The organism is Devosia sp. RR2S18, from assembly GCF_030177755.1.
In the GTDB taxonomy this organism is placed as follows: domain Bacteria; phylum Pseudomonadota; class Alphaproteobacteria; order Rhizobiales; family Devosiaceae; genus Devosia; species Devosia rhizosphaerae.
In genome coordinates this window covers 723,412-745,284 of record NZ_CP126539.1, presented here as the reverse complement: position 1 = coordinate 745,284, position 21,873 = coordinate 723,412, and the positions used below count along the sequence as shown (strand labels likewise).

The window sequence follows — 21,873 nt, the reverse complement described above, 5'->3', positions numbered from 1 at the left end:
GGGTCCCGGGCGAGTTAACTCGCCCGGAACGACCGTTGAATTAAGCCTTACCAGCCTTCGAGACCAAGCTGCTGTGCCTGCTTGCGGACGTCCTCGTCATAGAGAGCGGCGGCATCGGCTGGCTCGCGGAATCCGGAGCCAACCTCGACGGTGAGTTGCTCCAGGATTGGTCCCTTAATTGGCGAGAGGAATTCAAGCGCCGGGGCGTTGTTGCCGTTCTCGAAGTAGGGAAGCAGGTCTTCCACGGGTGCGGCCACATCGTCAGGCAGTTCACACCCTTCGATCAGATATGGCCCGTTCACAGCCACGGCCTCGCTCTGCACCTGACACCCTTCGGGGCTGGCGACAAAGTCCAGGAACTGCTTCGCAGCATCGATATTCGAGGACGTCTGGGGGATGTAAAAGCCTGCGGGCATCCATACGGTCAGCCCGGTATCCTCGGCTTCAGCAGCCGGCAAGGCGAAGAACCCAACATCTTCGATCTGCTCCGGATAGCCTTCCGAAAGTGCCGGAATGGCGAAGGTGATCATCGGGTAGTGAGCGCCCTCGCCTTCGGCGAGCATGCGCAAGCCGTCTTCGTAGCGCGCTGCCCCGACGTCTTCGTTCATGTACCCGCCTTCATGCACCTCTTTGAGATACTCAAAGCCCCGCAGAGCCGCAGGAGTGGAGGCGAACTTCGCTTGGCCGGCAGTGTATTGTTCAGCGAAATCAGGAACGGCGTTCTGGACATTGTAGTAGTCGGCGAGAAGCAGCACTTGGCTCGTCCAGGGTTCGCCATAGGTCTGGATTACGGCAGGAATACCCGCAGCTTTGATGGCCTCATTATTGGCCATGAACTCATCCCAGGTCTGGGGAACTTCTAGGCCGAGATCTTCGTAGATCGTGCGGTTGTAAAAGATGCCACCCGCTTCAGCCGGCCGCGTCGGAACACCATAAACGCCCTCACCGGCGGAGACCACTTGCTTGAAGCTGTCCATGATCCTGTCCATGAACGGCTCGTCGCTCAGGTCGACCAGCGTCTGCTGAGGCGCGAGAGCTTGCAGCAGCGAACCGCTGTTGTACCAGAAAATGTCGGTCATCTGTCCGGTTGCAAGCCGCGTCTTGACGATGTTGTCGCCCTCACCACCACCAGGCCGGGTTTCGATCTCGATGTTGACGTCCGGGTTTTCGGCTTCATACGCCTCCACCAGTGCCTCAGAGATGGCAATGGTGTGGGAAGCGTTGTCGACCAGCATGGTCAAGGTGGTGCTCTGCGCCATTGCAGCACCCGAAAGAGCCGTCACGGCCATGAAGCTCGTGGTCAGGGTAGTTAGTGCAGTCTTGGTTTTCAGCATCGGTTCCTCCCGTGTTTCACCCGCTGAAGCGGGCGTGCTGTCCTAAATCGCGCCGCCTTACGGCGTGCGCGCATTGATCTCCACCTTGTTGAGCTCGAGGCCCTTCGGGGGTGAATAGCTAAAGGTGATGACGTGCTGTCCCGGCGCCAGCTTCAGCTCGCCGGAAGTCGAGCTTTCCCCATCGACAGTGACGTCTCGGTAGGCAGCGGGCAGCCGGAGCAATCCGCAACTACCCTGCGGCACCTCCACCTCGTACCGCACCTTGTCCCCATCTACCGTCCAAGCGGCTCGGATTCGACCGCAGGGGGAATGGTGATGCGCCTCGACTGGCGAGAGCTCGGGTATGATGGTGGGTTCGAAAATGATATTCTCGAATCCAGGTGCTTCCGGATCGGGCCGGAAACCAGCAACACCTTCCAGCAACCACTGAGTTACAGCACCATAGGCATAGTGATTGTAGGAGTTCATCTGCGGGTTGTAGATCGTGCCGTCAGGTTGGATCGCGTCCCAGCGTTCCCAGATCGTGGTTGCGCCCATCCTGACCTGGTAGAGCCAGCCCGGAACGTCTTCCTGTAGGAAGACATCTGCCGCGATGCCAGGTTCGCCGATCTTGACCAAGGCCGGCAACAATGCCGGAGTACCAATGAAGCCAGTGCCGATCCGCCCTTCCGAGCGCAACATGGTGGCCTTGAAATATTGCTTGGCCGCATGCTGGTGCTCCTCGGGGATAAGGTCGTGGAGGAAGGCAAGTGCGTAGGAAGTCTGGTCGTCATAGGCCAGCCGTCCCGAAGGAGTGATGAACTCGCGGGCAAAGGCGGCTTTGACCGCATCGGCCATGTCTTGCATCCGGCTGGCGAGGTTCTCGTCGCCCACGAGCCGGGCAATCCGCGCCACCAGCGCCGACGTGATGTGCAGATAAATGGTGGCGGCAGCGTCGTCACCAATCGTCGGCAGTGGCTTGGCCGAAGGACCGCCGGGCTGGAGCCAGTCACCGAAGGTGAAGCCGCGCGCGCCCCACTGCCGAGGCGGCGAAACAATCGGCCCGTCGCTGATCGACCAGACAAAGTCGACCCACTTGACCATTGCCGGCAGCGCTTCCTTGAGGATCGCGGTGTCGCCATAGTGGAGGTACAGCTGCCAGGGCACGACGGCAATGGCGTCGCCCCAGCCGGTGCTACCGTAAAAGCCAGGATAATGTTCGGGCTGCATGCGCGTGGGGTCAGGCACCACATGGGGAACCGCCCCGTCTTCGCGCTGGTCCGCCATGACATCGCGGATCCACTTGGTCAGGAAGCCCTGTGCATCGGCGAGGTAACACGCCGTTCCAGCAAAAACCTGCGCATCACCGGTCCATCCCAGGCGCTCATCACGCTGCGGGCAGTCGGTGGGAACCTCGATGAAATTGGCGCGCTGCGACCAGAGCGTATTGAGGACCAGTCGGTTGACCAGCGGATTAGCCGAGGTGAACTCCGCCTTGACCTCGGTCACCGAACTAATTGGCACGGCCTCGATCTTGGTTATCTGGGCATTGCCCGTGATCGCCACCCGCGCGTAGCGGAAGCCTTGGAAGGTGAAATGCGGCCGATACTGCTCCTCGCCCTGACCCGAGAGCGTGTAGTCCAGCGTGGACTCCGCCGTGCGATAGTTGACGTTGTAGAAGTTGCCGTCCTTGTCGAGGATTTCGGCATTATCGATTACGACGCGGGCGCCGGCCTCTCCCCTGACGGTAAAGGCGACATAGCCGCCCATGTTCTGGCCGAAGTCATGGATGGTCCGCCCCGCCTCGTCCGTCCAGGACTTGATTGGAGCAATTGCCTCCATCTCCCGAACCGGCGTGGTCTCATGCGGGACCAGAATCTTGCTATCAAACGCAACAGGCTCAGTTCCGGCCGACACCTTGATCGGGTGCCGCGCATCATAGGCCTCGCCGAAATAGATGCCGGACTTGCGGATGGGCAGTTCCCCGCTCTCCCAAGTGGCATCTGTTCCAAGCAGCAATTCGATTGCTTCAGGGCTCGCCCGCAATTCGGCGATGGCAGCGATCTTGTCTCCCCAGACGTTGTAGATCGGATGCTTGCCCCACATCATCTGCGAGCGCATCCAGCCGTCGGCTAGCCAGATGGTGATCTCGTTCTCCCCCGCCTTGAGCAGGTCGCCCACAGCGTAGGTCTGGAAGGAGAGGCGCTTGTCGTAAGCTGTCCAGCCTGGCGTCAGCAGATCGTTTCCGACCCGCGTGCCATTGATGAAGCACCGATAGAGCCCCAGCGCGCTGATGCGCAAAGTCTCCCTGCCGGTGAGATCATCAAGCTCAAAGCGTTTCTGGATGAACGATGCCGGCGTGCCCACGCCTTTGTCGCTGAGCGGACGCACCATCTCGGCAGTCCACTTCACCGACGCCATAGGCGCATGTTCCTGCAACACGTCGTGCACGTTCTTCCTCCCCGCCAAGAGCCGGTTCATTCCGGCTCGTGTACTGTTCTACGTTGTCAGAAGGCTTGAGGAGGCGCACATGAGCGAAGTGAAGATGAGCCGGAAGACTGGTCGCGTGACGATTCGAGAAGTTGCCGAAGACGCCGGCGTGTCGGTCGCTGCAGTGTCCAAGGTGCTTCGAGACGCCTACGGGGTAAGCGACAACTTACGTGCCAAGGTCCGGGCTTCAATGGACAAGCTCAGCTATCGACCGCTCGCCTCCGCACGGGGCATGCGCGGCCAGACCTATGCTCTTGGCGTTGTACTCGGCGACATCCGCAATCCATTCTTCGCCGACATATTGGCGGGGGTGAATGCCGCACTTGAGCGCACGCAATATCAAGTCATGCTCGGCATCAGCCAGGCAGCGGTAACCATAGAAACCGCGCTGATCGAATCCATGATCGACCGACAAATGGACGGCTTGATCCTCATCGGGACCACCGAAGACCAGAGCCAGCTTGCCACCTTTGCGCAGCGCAAACCCTTGGTGACCATCGGTCACCACGCCGCAGAGAATCCCGATTTCGACACCGTCAACAATGATGACCAGCTCGGCGGCCGGCTCGTCGTGCGGCACCTCATCGGCAATGGTTATCGCAATATTGCCATGCTGAGCCTCGCCTCGACTAGTTCGACCATCATCCCCGAGCGCGAGATGGGCTACCGCCGCGAAATGATCGAGCAGGGTGCCGGCGCGGCCGTCAACATCGTACGGTCGGGCCAAACCATGCGGGAGATCCAGGCTGCAGCAAGGCGTCTGCTGGACGGCCCCAACAGACCCGAGGCCATCTTCTGTTGGACCGACTTCATCGCCCTCGAACTCATCAGCGTTGCGACCGAGCTCGGCTTGCGCATCCCGGATGATCTAGCGATTGTCGGGTACGACAACACCATGTTCTGCGATTTCGCGCAGAACGCCCTCACCAGCGTCGATCAGTCGGGGGAGGTTTTGGGGCTTCAATCTGCACGCATGCTGATCGAGCGCGTACGCGGGCGCACCGAAACCGCGCACTTCCTGGTTACGCCGCGCGTTGTCGCACGCAACAGCTCCGGCAGAAGGCCTTGACGATCACAACACGGTTTGAAGTCTGCTTTCGCTAATACCAAGCTACAAGATGGTGTATCGCGGCGGCTGCGGTGGGATCTGAGATCAGGAAGCTGCAGCCCTTTCAAGTACGATGCCGACGAGGTCGCACCTGACCTCAAGCATCTAAGGAAGGAGCAACGGCGATGGCGCATTTCGTGGGACTGGACGTGTCGGTGAAGGAGACGGCGGTGTGCGTCGTCGATGAGGCTGGCGAGGTGATATGCGAGCAGAAGGTGCCGTCCGAGCCGGACGATATCCTCACGCTGCTGGGTTCGATTGGCGTGGACTATAGCCGCGTCGGGATTGAGGCTGGGCCTCTGTCGCAGTGGCTAGTCAACGGCATGGCGGAAGCGGGCCTGCCCGTGATCTGCGTCGAGACTCGTCATATGAAGTCGCTGTTGAAGGCGCAGCAGATCAACAAGTCCGACCGACACGACGCGCGCGGCATTGCCCAGATGATTGCGCGTCGGCCTGTTCAAGCCGGTGCATGTGAAGACGCTGGCAAGCCAGGAGAAGCGGATGCTGCTGACTGCGCGCAAGCTGGTGCAGCGCAAGATGCTGGACGTTGACGCCGACCTGCGTGGCACCTTGCGCAACTTCGGCCTGAAGGTCGGCGTGGTCGGGCAAGCTGGATTCGAGACGCGTATCCGCGAGCTAGTTGAAGGTTTGCCCAGGCTTGCCGCCATCGTCGAGCCGATGCTGACCATCCGTCGCGTCATGCGCCAGGAGTTCACCAGGCTGCACAGGATGCTGCTCGACGTCGTGCGGCATGATCCCGTCTGCCGGCGATTGATGACGGCGCCGGGTGTCGGTGCTGTAGTTGCGTTGACCTACCGGGCGACTGTCGACCAGCCGCAGCGCTTTGTTCATTCCAGGGCGGTGGGTGCCCATGTCGGATTGACGCCTCGTCCTCATCAGTCGGGCGAAATCGACTACGATGGCGGCATCTCGAAGCCCGGCGACACCATGCTGCGCACGATGCTGTACGAGGCCGCGCAGGTTCTGCTCACCCAACGCGGGAAGTGGTCGTGGCTGAAGGCGTGGGGCATGCGGGTCGCGCAGCGCCGAGGCCAGCGCCGTGCCATTGTTGCCGTGGCGCGCCGCCTGGCGGTGATCCTGCACCGGATGTGGACCGACGGCACCGAATTCCGCTGGGGTAGTGAGCCTACCGCAGCGATCGCCTGATTACCCCCTACAGAAGTTCTGACGGTTCTGCCTCGGCAGGAAAGAGGTCCTCACGGGGACGAAGGTGGCGTGAGATCGTACTGGCAGCAGCCCTGCCCCCTCGGCAAGGGCGCCCAAAAGATTGATCCACTCCGCCTTTCTTACTCCATCATGGGGCGGCCAAGGCGCCGACCTCGAAGAGAAGCGCGAGCCCCGTGTGGCACGACCTCATGCCAAGCAGCAAAGCGTGACCCTATACGTGCGCCGCTCGTCGGCGTTCTTCCAAGCCTGACAATGCCACCTCTTGGCGGCAGATGACCCCGTTCGGCCCTTGACACAAACCGCGATAGAGAAGCTGCCAGTCTGCTGTCCACCCCTTCATGGTCATCATCTCTCGCCTTGCCCACGGACAATTTCCGGAAGGTCGAGCTGGACGCCTGAACGGCAAGAATGGGGCTTATCGCGGCGCCTCAATAGCTGCTGGATAGATTGCCCTGCAGCGTAACTTAGGACAGGCGAAGGCGCTGGCGGAGAGTAGGCTGGTGGTCGACTTCGAATAGTGCCTTATTCACGAGCGCCGGGACGACAAGATCGACAAAGCTCTGCAGGTCGGCTGGCATGACAGGAGCCATGACGTTGAAGCCGTCAGCGGCGCCATTGTCGAACCAGAGCTCCATAGTGGCGGCAATATCATCGCCGGTACCGACGGCGAGCAGATGTCCCCGCCCGCTGGCGAGACGCATAAGGAGTTGCCTCAGGGTCAGGTGGTCGCGACGAGCGATATTGACCAGAACGGCGACGCGGCTTTGGCTCGACTGGTTTTGGGACGGATTGACACCTATCATGTCGGGCAATGGGGCATCGGGATCCGCTTGGGCGAGATCGGCACCGAGGAACTCGGAGAGCTTGGCCAGCACGTGCTCAATGACCATGAAGCCATTCATTTGCGCCAGGCGATCCTCGGCCTGCTGACGGGTGCGGGCGGCGATGGGTACGATGCCGGGGTAAATCAATAGGCTTTCGGGCGCGCGGCCATGCAGGACCGCGCGCGCGCCTTCATATCTCGGTAGAAGGCTTGAGCGTCGGTGAGGTCAGATTGAACGGTGAAGACGATGTCCGCATAGCGGGCGGCAAAGTCACGGCCGGCTTCGGAGGCACCGGCTTGCGCAAGGATTGGGCGACCTTGTGGTGAGCGAGGGACGTTGAGCGGACCTTGGCTGCGCACGAAAGGGCCGTCGTGGCTGATGGGCTGCACCTTGGCGGGATCGAGATAACGGCCTGACTGCTTGTCGGCAATGCGGGCTGCTGTGGCCCACGAGTTCCAGAGGGCAATTGCAGCCTCGGTGACGTCCACGGCGCGGGCATAGCGCTCGGCGTGATCGGGCATGGCGTCGAGCCCGAAATTGCGGGCTTCAAGCGGATTGGACGAGGTGACGATGTTCCAGCCCGTCCGGCCCTTGGTGATGTGATCGAGCGAGGCAAAGCGTCGGGCTAGATGAAACGGGTGATCAAAGCTGGTCGAGGCGGTGCCGATAAGCCCGATGCGGTGCGTGACTGAGCCAAGGGCCGAGAGGATGACCAGCGGGTCCATGGCATCGGAAAGATGCCGATCAGCACTTTGCTGTAGAGCCAGCACGTCGCCCAGGAAGAGGGCATCGAAACCGCCCTTCTCGGCGCGACGCGCAATGTCGATCCAATAGGCGAGATCGGTCGAGGCGAAGGCATTGCTCTCCGGCATGCGCCAGCCGGCTTCATGGCTGCCCAAGCCAAATATAACGGCATTGAGCCCCATGCGCCGGCTGTTACTCATGGCGTACTGCCGAGATAGTCATTGGAGTAATAGGCGGTGAAATCGGGCTTGGCGGTTACCGGAGCGCCATCGCCGTCCTTGAGGATGCCCGCATCGAACAGGAAGGTGCCGACTGCGTCCATCTTGGCGGGGTCGATAGTGCCGACAGTGCCGTTTTCGGCCTTGAGATAGTGACCATCGATCAGGGCTTGCAGAGAGGCACGGACGAAATCGCGGTCGAGCAATACATCAGCATTGGCGGCGACCAGGATGTCGGCGGCCTCATCGGGATGGGCAACGGCATACTCATAGCCGCGCTGGGTGGCGCCGATGAAGGCCTTGGCAGTTTCGGCATTGGCGGCAAGGTAGGTGCTGCTGGTGCCGATGAAATTGGTGTGCTGATCAGGCACGCCGAAATCGGCGTAGCGGAAGGCGCGCTGCGCCGGCCCGTCACGCTCGGCTTTAACGCCTTCCCAGGTATAGACTTCGAGGGTGAAATCGACCGCGCCATTGGCAAGGGCTTCATAGGCAGAGGTGCCGAGTGTGACAGTTTCGAACTCGCCTGTGCCACCATCGTGGCGAATAATCGTGCCGATAAGGGCGCTTTCCCAGGCGCTCCCAAACCCAGCATAGATTTTGCCGTCTAGATCGCTAGGTGTCTGGATATCCTGCCGGTCGGCATTGAAGACGAGACGCCCGGTTTCGGTCTGGACCAGGGCATAGGTTGCGACGAGATCGGCACCGGCGGTGCGCTGGGTAAAGAGGCCAATGGAGCCCAGGATACCGAAATCGGCAACATGGTTGGCGACCAGTGTTCCGGCGGACGTATCGGTATAGGGGAGAATTTCAACCGCAAGCCCGGCCTCTTCGTAGAAGCTTTTCGCTTCGGCGACGTAGAGGCCGATGTGGTTGGTATTGGGCGTCCAGTCGAGCGCGATGGTGACGGGAGTGGGCTGGGCGAAAGCTGGCGTTATGGCGAGCGTGGCAGCAAGGCTAAGCGCGGGGATCAGGCGAGAAAGGGTCATGGATCAGTTCTCTGGATTGAGCAGGGTCTGCAAGACTTCGGCTTCCAGGGCGGCAAGGGCCGGTGACCCGATAACCTGGCGGGGATGCTCGAGGGGAACCTGGAATTGATGGGCGACGCGGGCGGGACGGGCCGACAGCACATAGATGCGATCGGACAGGAGCACGGCTTCGCGCACGTCATGAGTGATGAGGAGGACTGTCCAGCGGTGGCGGGTCCACATATCGGCCAGCCAACACTGCATCTGGGTTCGGGTCAGGGCATCAAGCGCGCCGAAGGGTTCGTCGAGCAGGAGCATGGAGCGCTGCTGGACGACAGTACGCAGCAAGGCGGCGCGCTGACGCATGCCGCCCGAAAGCTGGGCGGGATAGTGGTTTTCAAAGCCGGCAAGGCCGAATTCGCCAAAGAGCGGCGCGACCTTGGCGTGGGCGGCTTGACGGCTGACGCCCTGGATTTCAAGGCCAAGCGTCGTATTGTCGATGATGCGCCGCCAGGGCATGAGCGCATCGCCCTGCGGCATGAACGCGAACCGGTGTTGCGCTGGGGTGAGGGGTTGGCCATCGAGCAGCATCTCGCCAGCATCGGGCGTAGTCGCGCCGGTGAGCAATTGCAGGATGGTGGATTTGCCGGCGCCGGAAGGGCCAAGGATGGAGACGAATTCGCCCGGTTGCACGCTGAGGCTGACATCGGCGAGGACGTCAGTGGGGCCGAAGCTCTTGCGCAGGTTTTTAAGGTCAAGGCGGGCCGGGCTCATGGGCGGCTTTCCGTCAGGCGAGCCCACGGCATGGCGGCGCGTTGCAACAGCACGGTTGCGCTGAACAGTAGCAGCGTAAGCGTGGCGCTGACAAAGACCGCGGCGAGCACAAGATCGGGTCGGAAATTGTTCTTGGCATTGAGGATGTAAATGCCCAGGCCCCGGGCCGCGCCGGCATATTCGGCAAAGATGGCGCCGACCACCGCATAGGTGATCGAGATGCGCAGGCCCGCAAAGAAATAGGGCAAGGCGGAGGGCAGCCGAGCCATGACGAAGATGCGCCAGCGGGAGGCACCCATGGAGGCAAGGAGCGCCGAGATATTGTGGTCGGTGGCTTCATAGCCCTGGGCGAGGGCCACCAGCATGGGGAAGAAGGTGACGAGCGCCACCAGAACTATCTTGGGTGTGAGGCCGAAGCCGAACCACAAGACAATCAGCGGCGCGATGGCCACGAGCGGCAGGGTTTGGGTGATAATGAAGACGGGAAACAAAGCCCGGCGTAGCGGCCGGAAAAAATCAATGAGGATCGAGAAAACAAAGGCGGCAGTGAGCGAAGAAGCAAAGCCGAAGGTCGTGGCCTGAAGCGTTGCGAGGGTGTGGCGAGCGAGGGCCTCGCGCTGCTCGAAACCCTGGACGATGATGCGCGACGGCGCGGGCAAAGCGGTTGCGGAAATGCCCGAAAGCTGCACATAGGCTTCCCAGCCCAGGATCAGTGTGGAGACCGAGGCTACGGCCGGTCCGGCATGGCCGAAGAGGCGCGCGAGCAGGCCCGGCAAGGCGGCGTTCGACATGAATCGGCCTTCCTGTTCAGCGGGCGCTGGGGCTGTTGGCCGAAACCGTCAGGTCGATGGTGACATGGCCCTCCGGTGGGCCGAAGCGGCAGAAAACCTGCTCAATGGTGGCAAAGAGGGCACCGGTATCGCCATTGAGCTTGGTGGCGAAATGCTTGGACTTCTCGAACGTACCCGACTGCTTGAGAAAGTCGATGCAGCCATAGATTTCGTCCATGTGGTTGCCCTGCCCCAACACGTAAAGCGAGAGCTGGGCGACCGAAAACACGTCCATGTCGGGGGCATTCTGCACCGCGGCCAGCGCTGTCGTCTGCCGTTCGGCCAAGGGCGCGACCGGGCCATCGAAATGCGACGAAGCGCAGATGGCATCGTCGGGCTCGCCGGGACAGCCGCGCGAAAGGGTAGCCGAAAGGACACAATGTTTGCCGCTGCGCGCGGCGGCGCTGAACAGGTCGCGCATGGCCGGGAACAGCACTTCTGGGGGACCGACCAGCAGCGTCGCGATATCGTCGGTCTCGATGCGCAACTGCTCGCGATAGGGATCGAGCGCGGACAAGGCGCTCGTGATGACGCCGACGAAGTCGTCGGTCATGGGATATAGGGAAATCTGTGCGCCAGAAAACATCGCCCGCCTCGCTCCGCTGGTATTACCCAGATCAGCTATAGGGTCCGAAGGCTATCTGCCCTCATCTCAGCCCCGACCTACGGAGCACCCCTGTGGATGGCCACACCTTATGCGCTGAAGTTCCTCAAATGCAAGCCTTCTCAACGGGGTCCATCTGAGCCGATCAAACGTAATTCGCGCAAACGATAAAGTCCGCGCCGTCATCTTCCTGGTGCACGGGCTGGGCGCATCCAGCGAGCAGTTCCACGCTGAGGCGATTGCCTTTTCTCGCCAGGGCCACCGCGTCCTGGTGCCAGATCTCCGCGGGCATGGCTTGTCTGGGGTACCCGCCAAAATTGATCCTACGGGCTTCACAGGTCCGGCGCTGGCGCAGGACCTGCTCGATATCCTGGACCAGGCTGGCGCCGGTCAGGTGCACTGGGTCGGCAATTCGCTGGGGGGCATCCTGGCTCTCTATCTCCTCGGCACGCCGGCCGAGAAGCGACTGGAGACGCTGGCGCTGTTCGGCACCTGCTTCTCCCTCGACTTGCCGGCGGCGACCTCGCTGGCACTGCGCCTAGTCTTCCTGCCGGGAGCGCCGGTGATCGCCTGGTTAACGGCACGCGGCACCACCAGGAGCCCTCAGGGCGGGGCAATCATCAAAAAGGCAATGCGCCAGTTCAATGTCGTAGCCGGCGCGGCAATCACCGCCAATATCCGCCGCTATGATTTCCTGGAAAGTGCCCGGGCATTCAACCCGCCCTTGCTGGTGCTTAGGGGTGGGCGCGATCGAGCCGTCAACCTGCGCCTCAAAGGTGATATGGAGAAGCTCCTAGATTCTCCCAATCTCAGATTCGTCGAGCTGAAGCGGGGCGGCCATTGTGCCAATCTGGATGTGCCGGTGCAGTGGCGAACCTCTTTGCTGGGCCACTGGACGCATCAAAGGAGTGCGGATGGAAGAAACCAAGCACCTGATCGACGCGCGTCGTCTGTATAGCGAGCTGATGGCCAGCCAAAGCAGTTCTGACGACCCGCGGCTGCAACGGATCTTCGAAACAGTGCCGCGCGAGGCCTTTCTGCCACCAAACTGTAGAGCTCGTCGAGGAACTCGGCGGATCGCCTATTGCCTACTGTGCTGTGCAGTGGGGGAAACCGACATCGCCGTCATGCTTGCACCAAGCGAGGAGCCGCTCGAAGGCAAAGCTGTTAGACTGGCGGCCAAGCCGACCAGTCTGCACCTGTTTGACCGCATAACGGGCAAACGGCACGAAACGCAGGTGCTGTACTCCAACAACGCTAGAGCTCCGGCATTGGCAGTGTAACGGAGCGCCAGCAAAAACTGCGATCTGCGGACAAGTCGGTTGGGCCGCCCGAGCGCGACCAGTCCGCTTGCCATCCCCTCGTTGTCCTTGATGGCCTTCCGCATGTTGCAATTTAGGGGATGTGGAGCTTCGCGCTTCCCAAGAGCGGCTTGGTCCTATTGGGGACCAAGCCCCCCTCGATGCAGCAAGGATCGGGCACAGGACGGCAAATGATCGATAACGCCCCACCTGGGGCAACCTTCCATCTTAAGCAGAAGGTGGCGCTCAAACCTGCCTCGGCAGCTATCAAGCCGCGCCGAAAGTGTATGGAAAGTAGATCAAGAACGGCTTGGAGCAGATGATCCGTCGCATGACGCCCGACTGGCGGACCCGGCTCGCCGAGCTGCCAGCGCCGACGATTGGAACAGCCCGTCTCATGATCAGAGCGATCCCGATTACCTATGCTTTCGGGAGCCAAAGGCGGAATAGCAGGCGTTCAGCCAAATCTGGCCCGATGGCAGTTGCCGCCCCCCTGCAGTCATTCCTGCTGATTACGTGGTTGCCCATTTTATTAGCTACCGCTCAACAACACATGACCATTCCCAAAGAGGGCTGCAGGCGGCGTGGCCGCCTCCATAGGGCCGGTTCAGCTTCGCCCCGGTGTCACCGGCTGCAAGGTGTCGGCATCAAAGAACAGCATGCTCGTGCCGCCATGCCCGTTCGGGACCCAGGCGCGGATGAGACCGCTCCATTCTTCTACGCCAGTGGTTTGCACGCCCCGGTCGCGAAGCGCAGTTTCAATGGCGAACTTGGAGCGGCCATGGATGGTGTCTTCGTCGTCGCTTTCGTTGGCGAAGGCAGGGGCGGCGCCCATACCGGTTATGCGAGCGGGCATATCGGCGCGTAGATGGCGAAGGTGCTCAACGACTGATCACGTGATTTAATGGTCAAGACCCGCTAGCGACTCGGTCGAGACGTGCGCGATCTAGGCCGTGCGACGGCACCGATTACTTAACCGAGGATGTACTTGGGCCAGGCGACAGCCCTTTCGGATGGAGGGGCTGGGGGTTACCCCCCAGTCCTTTCAGGGGGTGCTCCCGGTGTTAGCGAGCAGAGCCGCCATCGATAATGAAACCATTCAATTTATGAGGTTTCAAATGCGAACGCTGACCATGCTCGCCACGCTGGCAATAACGCTCACCGGCCCGGCCCTGGCACAACAGGCTGAGCTCTCACCGACGCCAGAGCCTGCGGAAAAGAGGCTCCAACAGCAAGACGTCGACACTTGGCTCGACGGTATCGTGCCCTATGCTCTCAAGGCCGGTGACATTGCCGGCGCTGTGGTCTCGGTCGTCGCTGACGGCGACGTCCTTACGACCAGGGGTTATGGAGTGGCCGATGTCGGCACTGGCAAGCCAGTCGATCCGATGCGAACGCTGTTCCGCGCGGGGTCCGTGTCCAAGCTGATGACCTGGACGGCCGTGATGCAACTGGTTGAGCGCGGAGCACTCGACCTTGACACCGACGTCAACAGCTATCTCGATTTCATCATTCCGCCATTCGAGGGACAGCCCATCACTCTGCGGCAGATCATGACTCACACGGCGGGCTTCGAAGAACAACTCAAGCACGTCATCACATTCGATCCGCAAGCCGTGGTGCCTTTCGAGGACCTCGTCAGGGACTTCATCCCGGCGCGCATCTTCGCCCCGGGGACCACGCCCGCCTACTCCAACTATGCCACCGCGCTCGCCGGCTACATCGTTCAGCGCGTTTCGGGGGAGCCGTTCGGCGAATATGTCGACGAGAACATCTTCACGCCACTCGATATGGAGAGCGCGACCTTCTCGCAGGACCTGACGGAGGCGCAGCTCAGCGACCTCTCCCATGGCTATCACACAGCCAGCGGCCAGCCGACGCAGTTCGAATTGGCAGCCGCGTCGCCGGCTGGGGCACTTACTGTCACCGCTCCCGACATGTCCCGCTTCATGCTGGCGCATCTGAATGAAGGTCGTTTGGGCGAAGCGCAAATCCTTGAGCCCGAAACAGCGCGGCTCATGCACGAGCGAGCCTTCGCCAGCATTCCGGCGCTCAACGGCATGACCCTCGGGTTCTACGAGAATTCAATCAACGGGCATCGCGTGATCAGCCATGGCGGCGACACCCAGACCTTCCATTCCGACGTCAATCTGTTCATCGACGAAGGCGTCGGCGTTTTTGTCTCCATCAACAGCACCGGCGAGAACGAGGCGGCCTATGATCTGCGGGCCCTGTTGTTCTCGGAATTCGCCGATCGCTACTTTCCCGGTGAAGATGCGCCGCTGTCTACCGACATTGGGGAGGGAAATGCCCATCGCCTAGTCGGCCAGTGGACGGCGTCGCGCCGCTCCGACACAAGCTTCATTAGCCTGGCCGAACTCTTGGAGCCGACAGTCATCAGTGTGACTGAAGATGGCAAGCTGCAGGGAACCAACCTGCCCATCATCGGTGCCGATATCCACGAATGGATTGAAGTGGAGCCATTCGTCTGGCAGTCGAGCAACAGCCACGAACGCATTGCAGCGATCGTCGACGAAACGGGTGCAGCCCGCTTCAGCCTCGACACCATGGCGCCGACCATGGTGTATGATCCGGTACCATGGCAGCGCTCGGTAAGCTGGCTCCTGCCTGCCCTCCTCGCGAGCCTAGGGGTTCTGGCGATTGCTGCCGCACAATGGCCTGCTGCCGCTTTGATCCGCCGGCGTTATGGCGCGCCGCTTGCGCTGCCCGTTGGCGCTCGTGTGGCCTATCACGGGCTGCGCGCATCGGCCTTGGTGATCGTCGTTGCGTTCGCGGGCTGGATCGCGATGCTGACGGCGATGTTCAACGACCTGAGCCTGCTGAGCACCAGGACCGATCCTTTGGTGATGACACTGCAGGCCCTGACGGTGATCGGATCGTTTGGCCTGGGCGCCAGCGCCGCAGCCAATGCCGCCTACGCTATTCGTGATCGGCGAGGCGTGTGGTCGATCATCGTCGCCATCACTTTTGCGCTCGCCTCAATCGGGGTGATCTGGACGGCATTCGTCTACAACCTGCTGAAAATCGGCGTGAGCTACTAGGAGGGGATGATGAACCAGAAGGCACAACCCACTCCCCCGACTTTTGTGAAAACAATGACAGCTACCTTCCGCTCGCTCTTCAGTCGCGAGCGGTGGGCGCCGGTGCCGCGCCAGAGCCTGTTCCTGTTGACCGCCTTGCCGCTGGCTCTCACGGTGCCAGTGCTGATGATAGTGCTGGTTTCGGTCGGCGCTGGTTTGACCGTGCTAGGCATTGGTCTCATTCTGCTTTTCGCCGCAGCAGGATTGGCTCGCTGGTTCGGGGCGCTGGAGATCCAGCGCCTCACCTGGGCGGGTGCCGTGGCAATCGAGCCGCCGAGCTGGCCGGACTTCAACGACCAGGGCTGGTGGCAGCGTATTAGGTTGGTTCTGCTCGACGGCCACCAGTGGAGCTATATCGTCCATAGTGGGCTCTACCTTGCGCTGGGCACTTTCACCGGCAGCTTGGCTCTCGTCTGGATCGCCACCATTGTGAATGGCGCCACGCGGTGGATCTGGAACGACTGGGCCGTGATGCTGTCGCGAGAGATCACCGACCCGATAGTTTGGTGGCCGACGGTTTGGACGCCCCCGCCCTTCGTGCATGGCGCCCTCACGGTCCTTGCCTATTCCGTGCTCGGCGCTGCCGCGGCAGCCGGGCTGCCGTGGTTCACCCGGACTATGGTTGCGCTTCATGACCGCATTGCGAGGGTGTTCCTTGGGAGGTACAGCCCCGAGGAACTCGATGCCCAGATGGCAGGCCTGCGCAGGTCCCGGCAGTCGGGGGTGGCCGCCGAGGGCCGGACGCTGCGCAAGCTTGGCAGCGACCCCAAGGGCGCTGCCGAATTGCTCGCGGAAGCAGGGCGCCGATCAGCTCTGACCCTCGACGAACTGCGGAGCCTGGTGCGAGGGTTGGCTCCTCCGATTTTGCAGGATCGGGGACTGACAGCAGCTTTGGCGGCACTGGCCGAGCGCAATTCGATCCCCACCACCGTCTCGACGGCATTGGATCCTAGTATCGAGATCCCGCCCGCTGTGCAGCAGGGCATCTACTTCGTGGTCGCGGAACTTCTGGCCAACACCACAAAGCATAGCGGCGCAAATCAGGTCACCATTGCCTGTGGGACGGAGTCAAATGGGCAGACGATCGCCGTGACGATCGCTGATGACGGAGCCGGCGGCGCAAGGATGGTGCCTGGGCATGGGCTTGCTGGAATCGCCGAAAGGATCGAGGGCCTCGGAGGTCAGTTCTCAGTGGACAGTCCGCGAGGTGGTCCCACTTCGGCCACCCTGCGCATCCCGTCCAGGCTCTCATGAAACGGATGATCGCCAGTCGATAGCTGCAGGATTGCCGATCGTGAAGGCGGTCGCCTCCGAACTTCCGAAAACGCTCGTTGAGCGAAGTCGATGATTGAGCAACTCACATTTGCCCATGGAACGCATTTCGAAAGCGTGTGAGCACGAATAAGCCAAATCTCCGAGAGTACATACTCCCACCAGAGTAGTCCTCAACTCCCGCTGGCGGATGTGCCCCCCGATCATCACCGTCATGATGATGCCTTGGACCACTCATCGGAAGCCGCGTCTCACATGGACTTATGGAACCAGATCATCTCTCCACTTCTGGGGTCGCCCTGGATTTACGTGCTGATCTTCGCATTCGTCCTCATCGACGCCTTCTTCCCGCCAATACCGAGCGAGGTGGTCGTCGTCGCTCTTGCTGCGCTGTCGGCGTCAACAGGGACGCCCGAAATGTACCTGCTCATAGCAGCAACCGTAGCGGGCGCCGTGTGCGGCGACAATATAGCCTATCTTTTCGGCAGGTTTCTTGGGCAAGAGCGGATCAGTGGGTCGAAATGGCAAATGGTGGCCCGCGCCAGTATGTGGGCGCGTAAGGAACTCAATCGGCGACCCGTGCTGATCATCCTGACGGCGCGCGAGATCCCGGTCGGCCGGACAGCGGTGAACATAACCGCAGGAGCGACCGGCTTTCCATGGCATAGGTTCGCACCGATCTCGGCCATCGCCGGTGCGGCTTGGGCCGGTTACACTTTTCTGATCGCGGTGTTTGCGGGGGTCTGGTTCGACAAAAACCCCATTCTCGCGATGACGGTCGCAGTGCTCCTCTCGTTTATGGCCGGCTTCTGCATCGATCGAGCGTTCCATCTGCTCTCGAACGGCGCCCGATAGTGCACGCCGTGGATTGGGTGGCATTTGCCTTTTCGACTTGGTTTGGCCTTGGTCTTTCACCGATCGTCCCCACGCTGGCAGCGGTTTTTTCGATCCTCCCTGTCTATTGCGCTTTCGGCCAAAGACCTCCGATCTTCTGGCCATTTACTCTCGGCATCATTCTCGTTGGCTGGTGGGCTTCGTATCAGTCAGAACGATCAACCGGCATCGCCGACGATGGCCGTATCGTCGTGGACGAGGTGGCGGGTGCGGCCTTGTTGCTGACTTTCGTGCGTCCTCGCGACCATTGGCAGATCATTCTCCCGCTTATCGGCTATCTGGTTGTCGACGGGATCAAGCCATGGCCGATGTCGGCGATGGAGGCGCTGCCGGGCGCCTATGGCGTGATGGGCGATGACTTGGTCATTGCTGTGCTGGTCGGCGCATTCCTCGTTCCTATGCGCGTCTGGCAAGCGCGGCGCAACTGAACCGCCACATCGCACCGGTATGACCGGCTTGTCATTTCAATGCGTTGGGCCGCTATCGATCGTTCGCACGGATGGCAGGTTCGAGTAAGCCGATCGATGAGTGACCCAGATTGGGCGAGATCGCCCAGACCGTGGTCCGATCGGCGCAACTGCTTTGACTCAGCCCAGTGGCTTGCCAGGCTCCTTCTTCGGCGCCCTCCTTGGGAACGAGGTTCTCGAGCGGGTGTACTCCGGTGGGAGTAGGCCTCACATCCCGCGGGCGGATGCGGCCACTGTCGGCGGCCAATACCTTGATGGGAGACACAAACCTCGGAGCACATCTGACATGAAACCAACCGACAAACCGCAAAAGAACCTCGCAATGGGACGCCGCACATTTCTGGGCGGAGCGGCTGCACTTGGTGTTGGTGCCGGACTGGCCGCGCCGGCCATTGTCACCCGCGCCGCCGCGGCCGAATCGGTCATCGCCTTGCGGGACCAGGACCTGAAATTCATTGCCACGGAAGAGACCTATACCACCGACGAATTGATCGCACTGAATGCGATCAACGATGAACACGTGGAGTATCTCGAGGGGACCGGTCTTCTCGAAATCGGCCCTGACCGCATCGCCAAGATGGACGAGGCGGGGATTAATGTTCAGATCCTCTCCGCACATACACCGGGCGTGCAAGATGTCCCCGGTCAGGAAGGCATCGATTTTGCGTACCGTCTCAACAAGATGATCGCCGAGGGCCCGATGGCCACCTATCCCGGGCGCTATCAGGCCTATGCAACCCTTCCTCTGCAGGACCCCGAGGCATCAGCGGACGAACTTGAACGCGCCGTTCGGGAAGATGGCTTTGTGGGAGCCATGACCAATGGATTCATCGGAGAAAAATTCCTCGACCATCCCGACTTTGACCCCCTGCTGGCGCGTGCCGAAGCACTTGGTGTGCCCATTTACCTGCATCCGGGTTACCCACCTGAAGCAGTCTATGATATCTATTACCGCACGACACGGCCAGGCGATGACCAGACGTTCCAGAACTACATTTTCAGTGGTTCAGGCTATGGATGGCACCAGGAGGCCCTTACGCAATGCCTTCGACTGATCTTCACGGGGACGTTCGACAGGTTCCCTAAACTGCAGATGATCCTCGGCCACATGGGAGAGGGGCTTCCCTTCTACTACGAGCGCATCGTGGGGGATATGAGCGAATCCACCGAAGGTTCACTGGACAAGCCGCTCGGGCAATACTTCAGCGACAATTTCTGGTACACCACCAGCGCCTTCTTCCAGGATGAACTGCTCCACCTTTTGCTGAGGTACATCAGTGTGGATCGGGTAATGTTCGGCACCGACTATCCGTTCGCCGACATGAAGCAGGGAACCGACTGGTTCCGGGCGGTAGATTTGCCTCGTGAGGCCAAGGAGAAGATCGCATTCCGCAATGCGGAAAAGCTGTTCGGCATAAAGGTCTGACGCGTCCGAAACCGGTGGTTTCGGTGGCGGCAGGGTCGACACCGGATATCGTGTTGGCTGTATCCTCAGGATACAGCCAATAGCATTGAACATCGCTGCATCTTCGCCAAGCAATCTTGTCCGCTGTCGTTGGGTGCAAGCCAGACCTGCTCTCCGGGGCGGCAGATGGCCGTGGCGAGACGGCGATGCATGTTCCAGAATGTGCTCCAGTGTTTGCGCCCCACCCTCCTATACTTGCAGCTGGTGTCTGGCGCCTGCGGTCATCAAACCAGTGTGCCAAACCACGCACAGGAGCGGAGGGACAACGCTTTGATCGAACAATCGATGAATTGTGCAGGTACAGGAAAATGCCGCCAGGCAAGAAGACTACCTTCGGTCAGTACGATGGTGGTTTTGTGAAACACGTCGAGCGCCGGATTGGGCTTGTCGATCTGGCTGTGCTTCTTGCCGCGCTCACCGTGTCAATCAGCGTGCTCGTTTCCGATCCGGACGTCGTGGCGGAGCGACAACTTCCGGGGATCGCGACAGGGTGCATCGCCGCAGTATTGCTGATCGTCGGCGGCGACAGGTTTGGCCGGGCCACTTTGGTAGCGGTTAGCGCGCTCGACATCATTACGCTCACATGGACCGCTAGCCCGGTCGGCCTTCGACCGCTGCTTGTCGTGGGACTTTTTCAAATCGTGCGCCGGAGCGATGACCGTTCCGTGATCTGGTTCGCATCAGTCGTTGCGATCGTGGTGGCCAGCATCGGGGTGCAACTCGACGACGAGCCGTTCTGGCTGGAGTGGGTCACCGACGCGGCAGTTCTCTTGCTCCCGATCGCTGCGGCTGAGGCCAGCCGCGCCAACCTGCGGCGTCGGGCCGAAGCGGTGGACCACGAGGTTGCCGAGCGGCTGCAGGCGGAACGGCTTCGCATTGCCTACGATCTGCATGACATCGTCGCCCATTCGCTCTCGGCGATCACTGTCCAATCCGGCATTGCCGCCCACAGGTTCGAGCGCGATCCTGCAGCGGCTCACGTCGCGCTCGTGGATATTAACAAGACAGGCAGGCGATCGCTCGACGAACTGAGGTCCCTGCTCGGGCTCCTTCGATCCGACGAGTCGGTTCCGCTCCGCCCGACGCCGGTGGCGACGACGCCGCTGAGCGACGTGATTGCCGCCGAGGGGCACCCGAAAGAGGTCGAGTTGATCGAGGAGGGGCGCTTTCCCATAGGCGTGGCGGATAGCACCGTGCTGACGGTGCACCGCATCGTGCACGAGTGCCTGGTCAATGTCGCCCGCCACGCCGGCCAGGTGCCTGCCACCGTCCACCTCCGGCACACCGACAGCGGCGCGCACGTCACGGTGTCGAACGACGCTCCGGCCACACCACGCGCCGCTGCTCCCGGGACTGGGATCGGGCTGGTCGCGATTCGAGAGAGAGCAGAACTACTTGGTGGCACCGTGCAAGCCGAACGAACCGACGATGGCGGATTCGTGGTGCGCGCTTTCGTGCCTTACCAGTTATCCGACGGTTTGAAGGCATGAGTGCTCGGTCGCAAGAGCTTGAGGTGACGGCTCACGCCATCCGCGTGTTGCTGGCGGATGATCAGGAGCTAGTGCGTCGCGGCTTCGCCGCCCTACTGGCCAGCGAGCCGGGCATCGAGGTCGTCGGCGAGGTAGGCGACGGCGCGCAGGCGATCGCCGAGACCCGGCGTACACGTCCAGACGTAGTGCTGATGGACATCCGCATGCCTCGCATGGACGGGCTTGAAGCGACGCGGGCGATCTGCGGCGACGCACGGCTCGGCGCTATCAAGGTTCTAGTGCTCACCACGTTCGCGCTCGACGAGTACATCTACGAGGCGCTGAGAGCGGGTGCTTCGGGCTTCCTGCTCAAGGACACTCCTCCCCAACTCCTAATCGAGGCCATCACCGCCGCCGCCGCCGGCAACGTCCTGATCTCGCCAACGGTGACCAAGCGTCTCGTTGCGGACTTCGTTCGCAGACCTGTCATTCGTCCTGGCGACCCGGGTCCTCTCGATGTTCTGAGCCATCGTGAACGCGAAGTACTGGTCGAGGTCGCACGTGGCAAGACCAACGCCGAGATCGGAAGAGCGCTCGGCATGTCACCGCTGACGGCAAAGACGCATGTCAGTCGCATTCTTGGGAAAATGAACGCGCGCGACCGCGCGCAGCTGGTGATCATCGGGTACGAAACCCGGCTTGTCAGCCCTGGGGAATGAGTGTGGCGAAGCTTGTGATGGAGTAAACTGCCGACGCGGGAAAACGGCCCTCCACTAACTTCGGGCGCACTTGTATCGCGGCGATGAGCACGACCGGGGTCGGACGGCTTTTGGACGATTGCCGCTG

Annotated in this window: 19 protein-coding genes, 1 pseudogene and 1 riboswitch; of the genes and pseudogenes, 11 read left to right on the top strand and 9 right to left on the bottom strand. The window is 61.3% G+C overall.

Annotation, left to right across the window (positions count from 1 at the left end; translation table 11 throughout):
• Positions 1-47: 47 nt before the first annotated feature.
• On the bottom strand, positions 48-1,334 hold the full coding sequence (locus QOV41_RS03625) for an ABC transporter substrate-binding protein (protein WP_284579588.1): 1,287 nt from the start codon (positions 1,332-1,334) through the stop codon (positions 48-50).
• A gap of 57 nt (positions 1,335-1,391) precedes the next feature.
• Positions 1,392-3,794 carry an alpha-L-rhamnosidase gene (locus QOV41_RS03620; protein WP_415926740.1) on the bottom strand — a complete coding sequence of 801 codons (2,403 nt, stop codon included), beginning with the start codon at positions 3,792-3,794 and terminating at the stop codon, positions 1,392-1,394.
• A 49-nt stretch (positions 3,795-3,843) separates the two neighbouring features.
• Between QOV41_RS03620 and QOV41_RS03615 the strand changes: the two genes are divergently transcribed.
• On the top strand, positions 3,844-4,872 hold the full coding sequence (locus QOV41_RS03615; protein ID WP_284579586.1) for a LacI family DNA-binding transcriptional regulator: 1,029 nt from the start codon (positions 3,844-3,846) through the stop codon (positions 4,870-4,872).
• A gap of 164 nt (positions 4,873-5,036) precedes the next feature.
• Positions 5,037-6,078: pseudogene (locus tag QOV41_RS03610) on the top strand (IS110 family RNA-guided transposase).
• 485 nt (positions 6,079-6,563) lie between these two features.
• Here the strand turns inward: QOV41_RS03610 and QOV41_RS03605 are convergent.
• The 6 genes from QOV41_RS03605 to QOV41_RS03580 form a co-directional block, all read right to left on the bottom strand.
• Positions 6,564-7,070 carry an LLM class oxidoreductase gene (locus QOV41_RS03605; RefSeq protein ID WP_284579584.1) on the bottom strand — a complete coding sequence of 169 codons (507 nt, stop codon included), beginning with the start codon at positions 7,068-7,070 and terminating at the stop codon, positions 6,564-6,566.
• Positions 7,067-7,867, bottom strand: coding sequence for an NtaA/DmoA family FMN-dependent monooxygenase (locus tag QOV41_RS03600; RefSeq protein WP_284579582.1), 801 nt, complete (start codon positions 7,865-7,867; stop codon positions 7,067-7,069). The genes QOV41_RS03605 and QOV41_RS03600 overlap by 4 nt, the downstream gene beginning before the upstream one ends.
• Positions 7,864-8,871 carry an ABC transporter substrate-binding protein gene (locus QOV41_RS03595; protein ID WP_284579580.1) on the bottom strand — a complete coding sequence of 336 codons (1,008 nt, stop codon included), beginning with the start codon at positions 8,869-8,871 and terminating at the stop codon, positions 7,864-7,866. Before QOV41_RS03595 ends, QOV41_RS03600 begins: the two co-directional genes overlap by 4 nt.
• A gap of 3 nt (positions 8,872-8,874) precedes the next feature.
• Positions 8,875-9,624, bottom strand: coding sequence for an ABC transporter ATP-binding protein (locus tag QOV41_RS03590; protein ID WP_284579578.1), 750 nt, complete (start codon positions 9,622-9,624; stop codon positions 8,875-8,877).
• On the bottom strand, positions 9,621-10,415 hold the full coding sequence (locus tag QOV41_RS03585; RefSeq protein ID WP_284579577.1) for an ABC transporter permease: 795 nt from the start codon (positions 10,413-10,415) through the stop codon (positions 9,621-9,623). The genes QOV41_RS03590 and QOV41_RS03585 overlap by 4 nt, the downstream gene beginning before the upstream one ends.
• A gap of 16 nt (positions 10,416-10,431) precedes the next feature.
• Positions 10,432-11,040: a YkoF family thiamine/hydroxymethylpyrimidine-binding protein gene (locus QOV41_RS03580; RefSeq protein WP_284579576.1), complete on the bottom strand. Its 609-nt coding sequence runs from the start codon at positions 11,038-11,040 to the stop codon at positions 10,432-10,434.
• Positions 11,031-11,142, bottom strand: a riboswitch (TPP riboswitch). Its footprint overlaps the gene before it by 10 nt.
• A gap of 52 nt (positions 11,143-11,194) precedes the next feature.
• Between QOV41_RS03580 and QOV41_RS03575 the strand changes: the two genes are divergently transcribed.
• Together QOV41_RS03575 and QOV41_RS03570 are read left to right on the top strand one after the other, a co-directional pair.
• On the top strand, positions 11,195-12,016 hold the full coding sequence (locus QOV41_RS03575) for an alpha/beta fold hydrolase (protein ID WP_350151108.1): 822 nt from the start codon (positions 11,195-11,197) through the stop codon (positions 12,014-12,016).
• Positions 11,973-12,341, top strand: a complete 369-nt coding sequence (locus QOV41_RS03570) for a hypothetical protein (protein ID WP_284579575.1) — start codon at positions 11,973-11,975, stop codon at positions 12,339-12,341. The genes QOV41_RS03575 and QOV41_RS03570 overlap by 44 nt, the downstream gene beginning before the upstream one ends.
• 625 nt (positions 12,342-12,966) lie before the next feature.
• On the opposite strand, the gene QOV41_RS03565 is transcribed toward QOV41_RS03570, so the two are convergent.
• On the bottom strand, positions 12,967-13,215 hold the full coding sequence (locus tag QOV41_RS03565; RefSeq protein ID WP_284579574.1) for a hypothetical protein: 249 nt from the start codon (positions 13,213-13,215) through the stop codon (positions 12,967-12,969).
• 262 nt (positions 13,216-13,477) lie between these two features.
• On the opposite strand from QOV41_RS03565, the gene QOV41_RS03560 reads away from it, so the two are divergent.
• The 7 genes from QOV41_RS03560 to QOV41_RS03530 all read left to right on the top strand — a co-directional run bounded on the left by QOV41_RS03560 (position 13,478) and on the right by QOV41_RS03530 (position 21,746).
• Positions 13,478-15,421, top strand: coding sequence for a serine hydrolase domain-containing protein (locus tag QOV41_RS03560; protein ID WP_284579573.1), 1,944 nt, complete (start codon positions 13,478-13,480; stop codon positions 15,419-15,421).
• A gap of 54 nt (positions 15,422-15,475) precedes the next feature.
• Complete coding sequence (locus QOV41_RS03555; RefSeq protein ID WP_284579571.1) at positions 15,476-16,714, top strand: sensor histidine kinase; 1,239 nt, start codon at positions 15,476-15,478, stop codon at positions 16,712-16,714.
• 273 nt (positions 16,715-16,987) lie between these two features.
• A complete protein-coding gene (locus tag QOV41_RS03550; RefSeq protein WP_284579570.1) occupies positions 16,988-17,587 on the top strand; it encodes a DedA family protein in 600 nt (199 codons plus the stop codon).
• On the top strand, positions 17,587-18,054 hold the full coding sequence (locus QOV41_RS03545; RefSeq protein WP_284579568.1) for a phosphatidylglycerophosphatase A family protein: 468 nt from the start codon (positions 17,587-17,589) through the stop codon (positions 18,052-18,054). Before QOV41_RS03550 ends, QOV41_RS03545 begins: the two co-directional genes overlap by 1 nt.
• Positions 18,055-18,379: 325 nt before the next feature.
• Entirely contained in the window at positions 18,380-19,519 is a 1,140-nt protein-coding gene (locus QOV41_RS03540) for an amidohydrolase family protein (RefSeq protein ID WP_284579566.1), read from the top strand.
• Positions 19,520-19,866: 347 nt separating this feature from the next.
• A complete protein-coding gene (locus tag QOV41_RS03535) occupies positions 19,867-21,048 on the top strand; it encodes a sensor histidine kinase (protein ID WP_284579565.1) in 1,182 nt (393 codons plus the stop codon).
• Positions 21,045-21,746 carry a response regulator transcription factor gene (locus QOV41_RS03530; protein WP_284579563.1) on the top strand — a complete coding sequence of 234 codons (702 nt, stop codon included), beginning with the start codon at positions 21,045-21,047 and terminating at the stop codon, positions 21,744-21,746. Before QOV41_RS03535 ends, QOV41_RS03530 begins: the two co-directional genes overlap by 4 nt.
• Positions 21,747-21,873 lie beyond the last annotated feature (127 nt).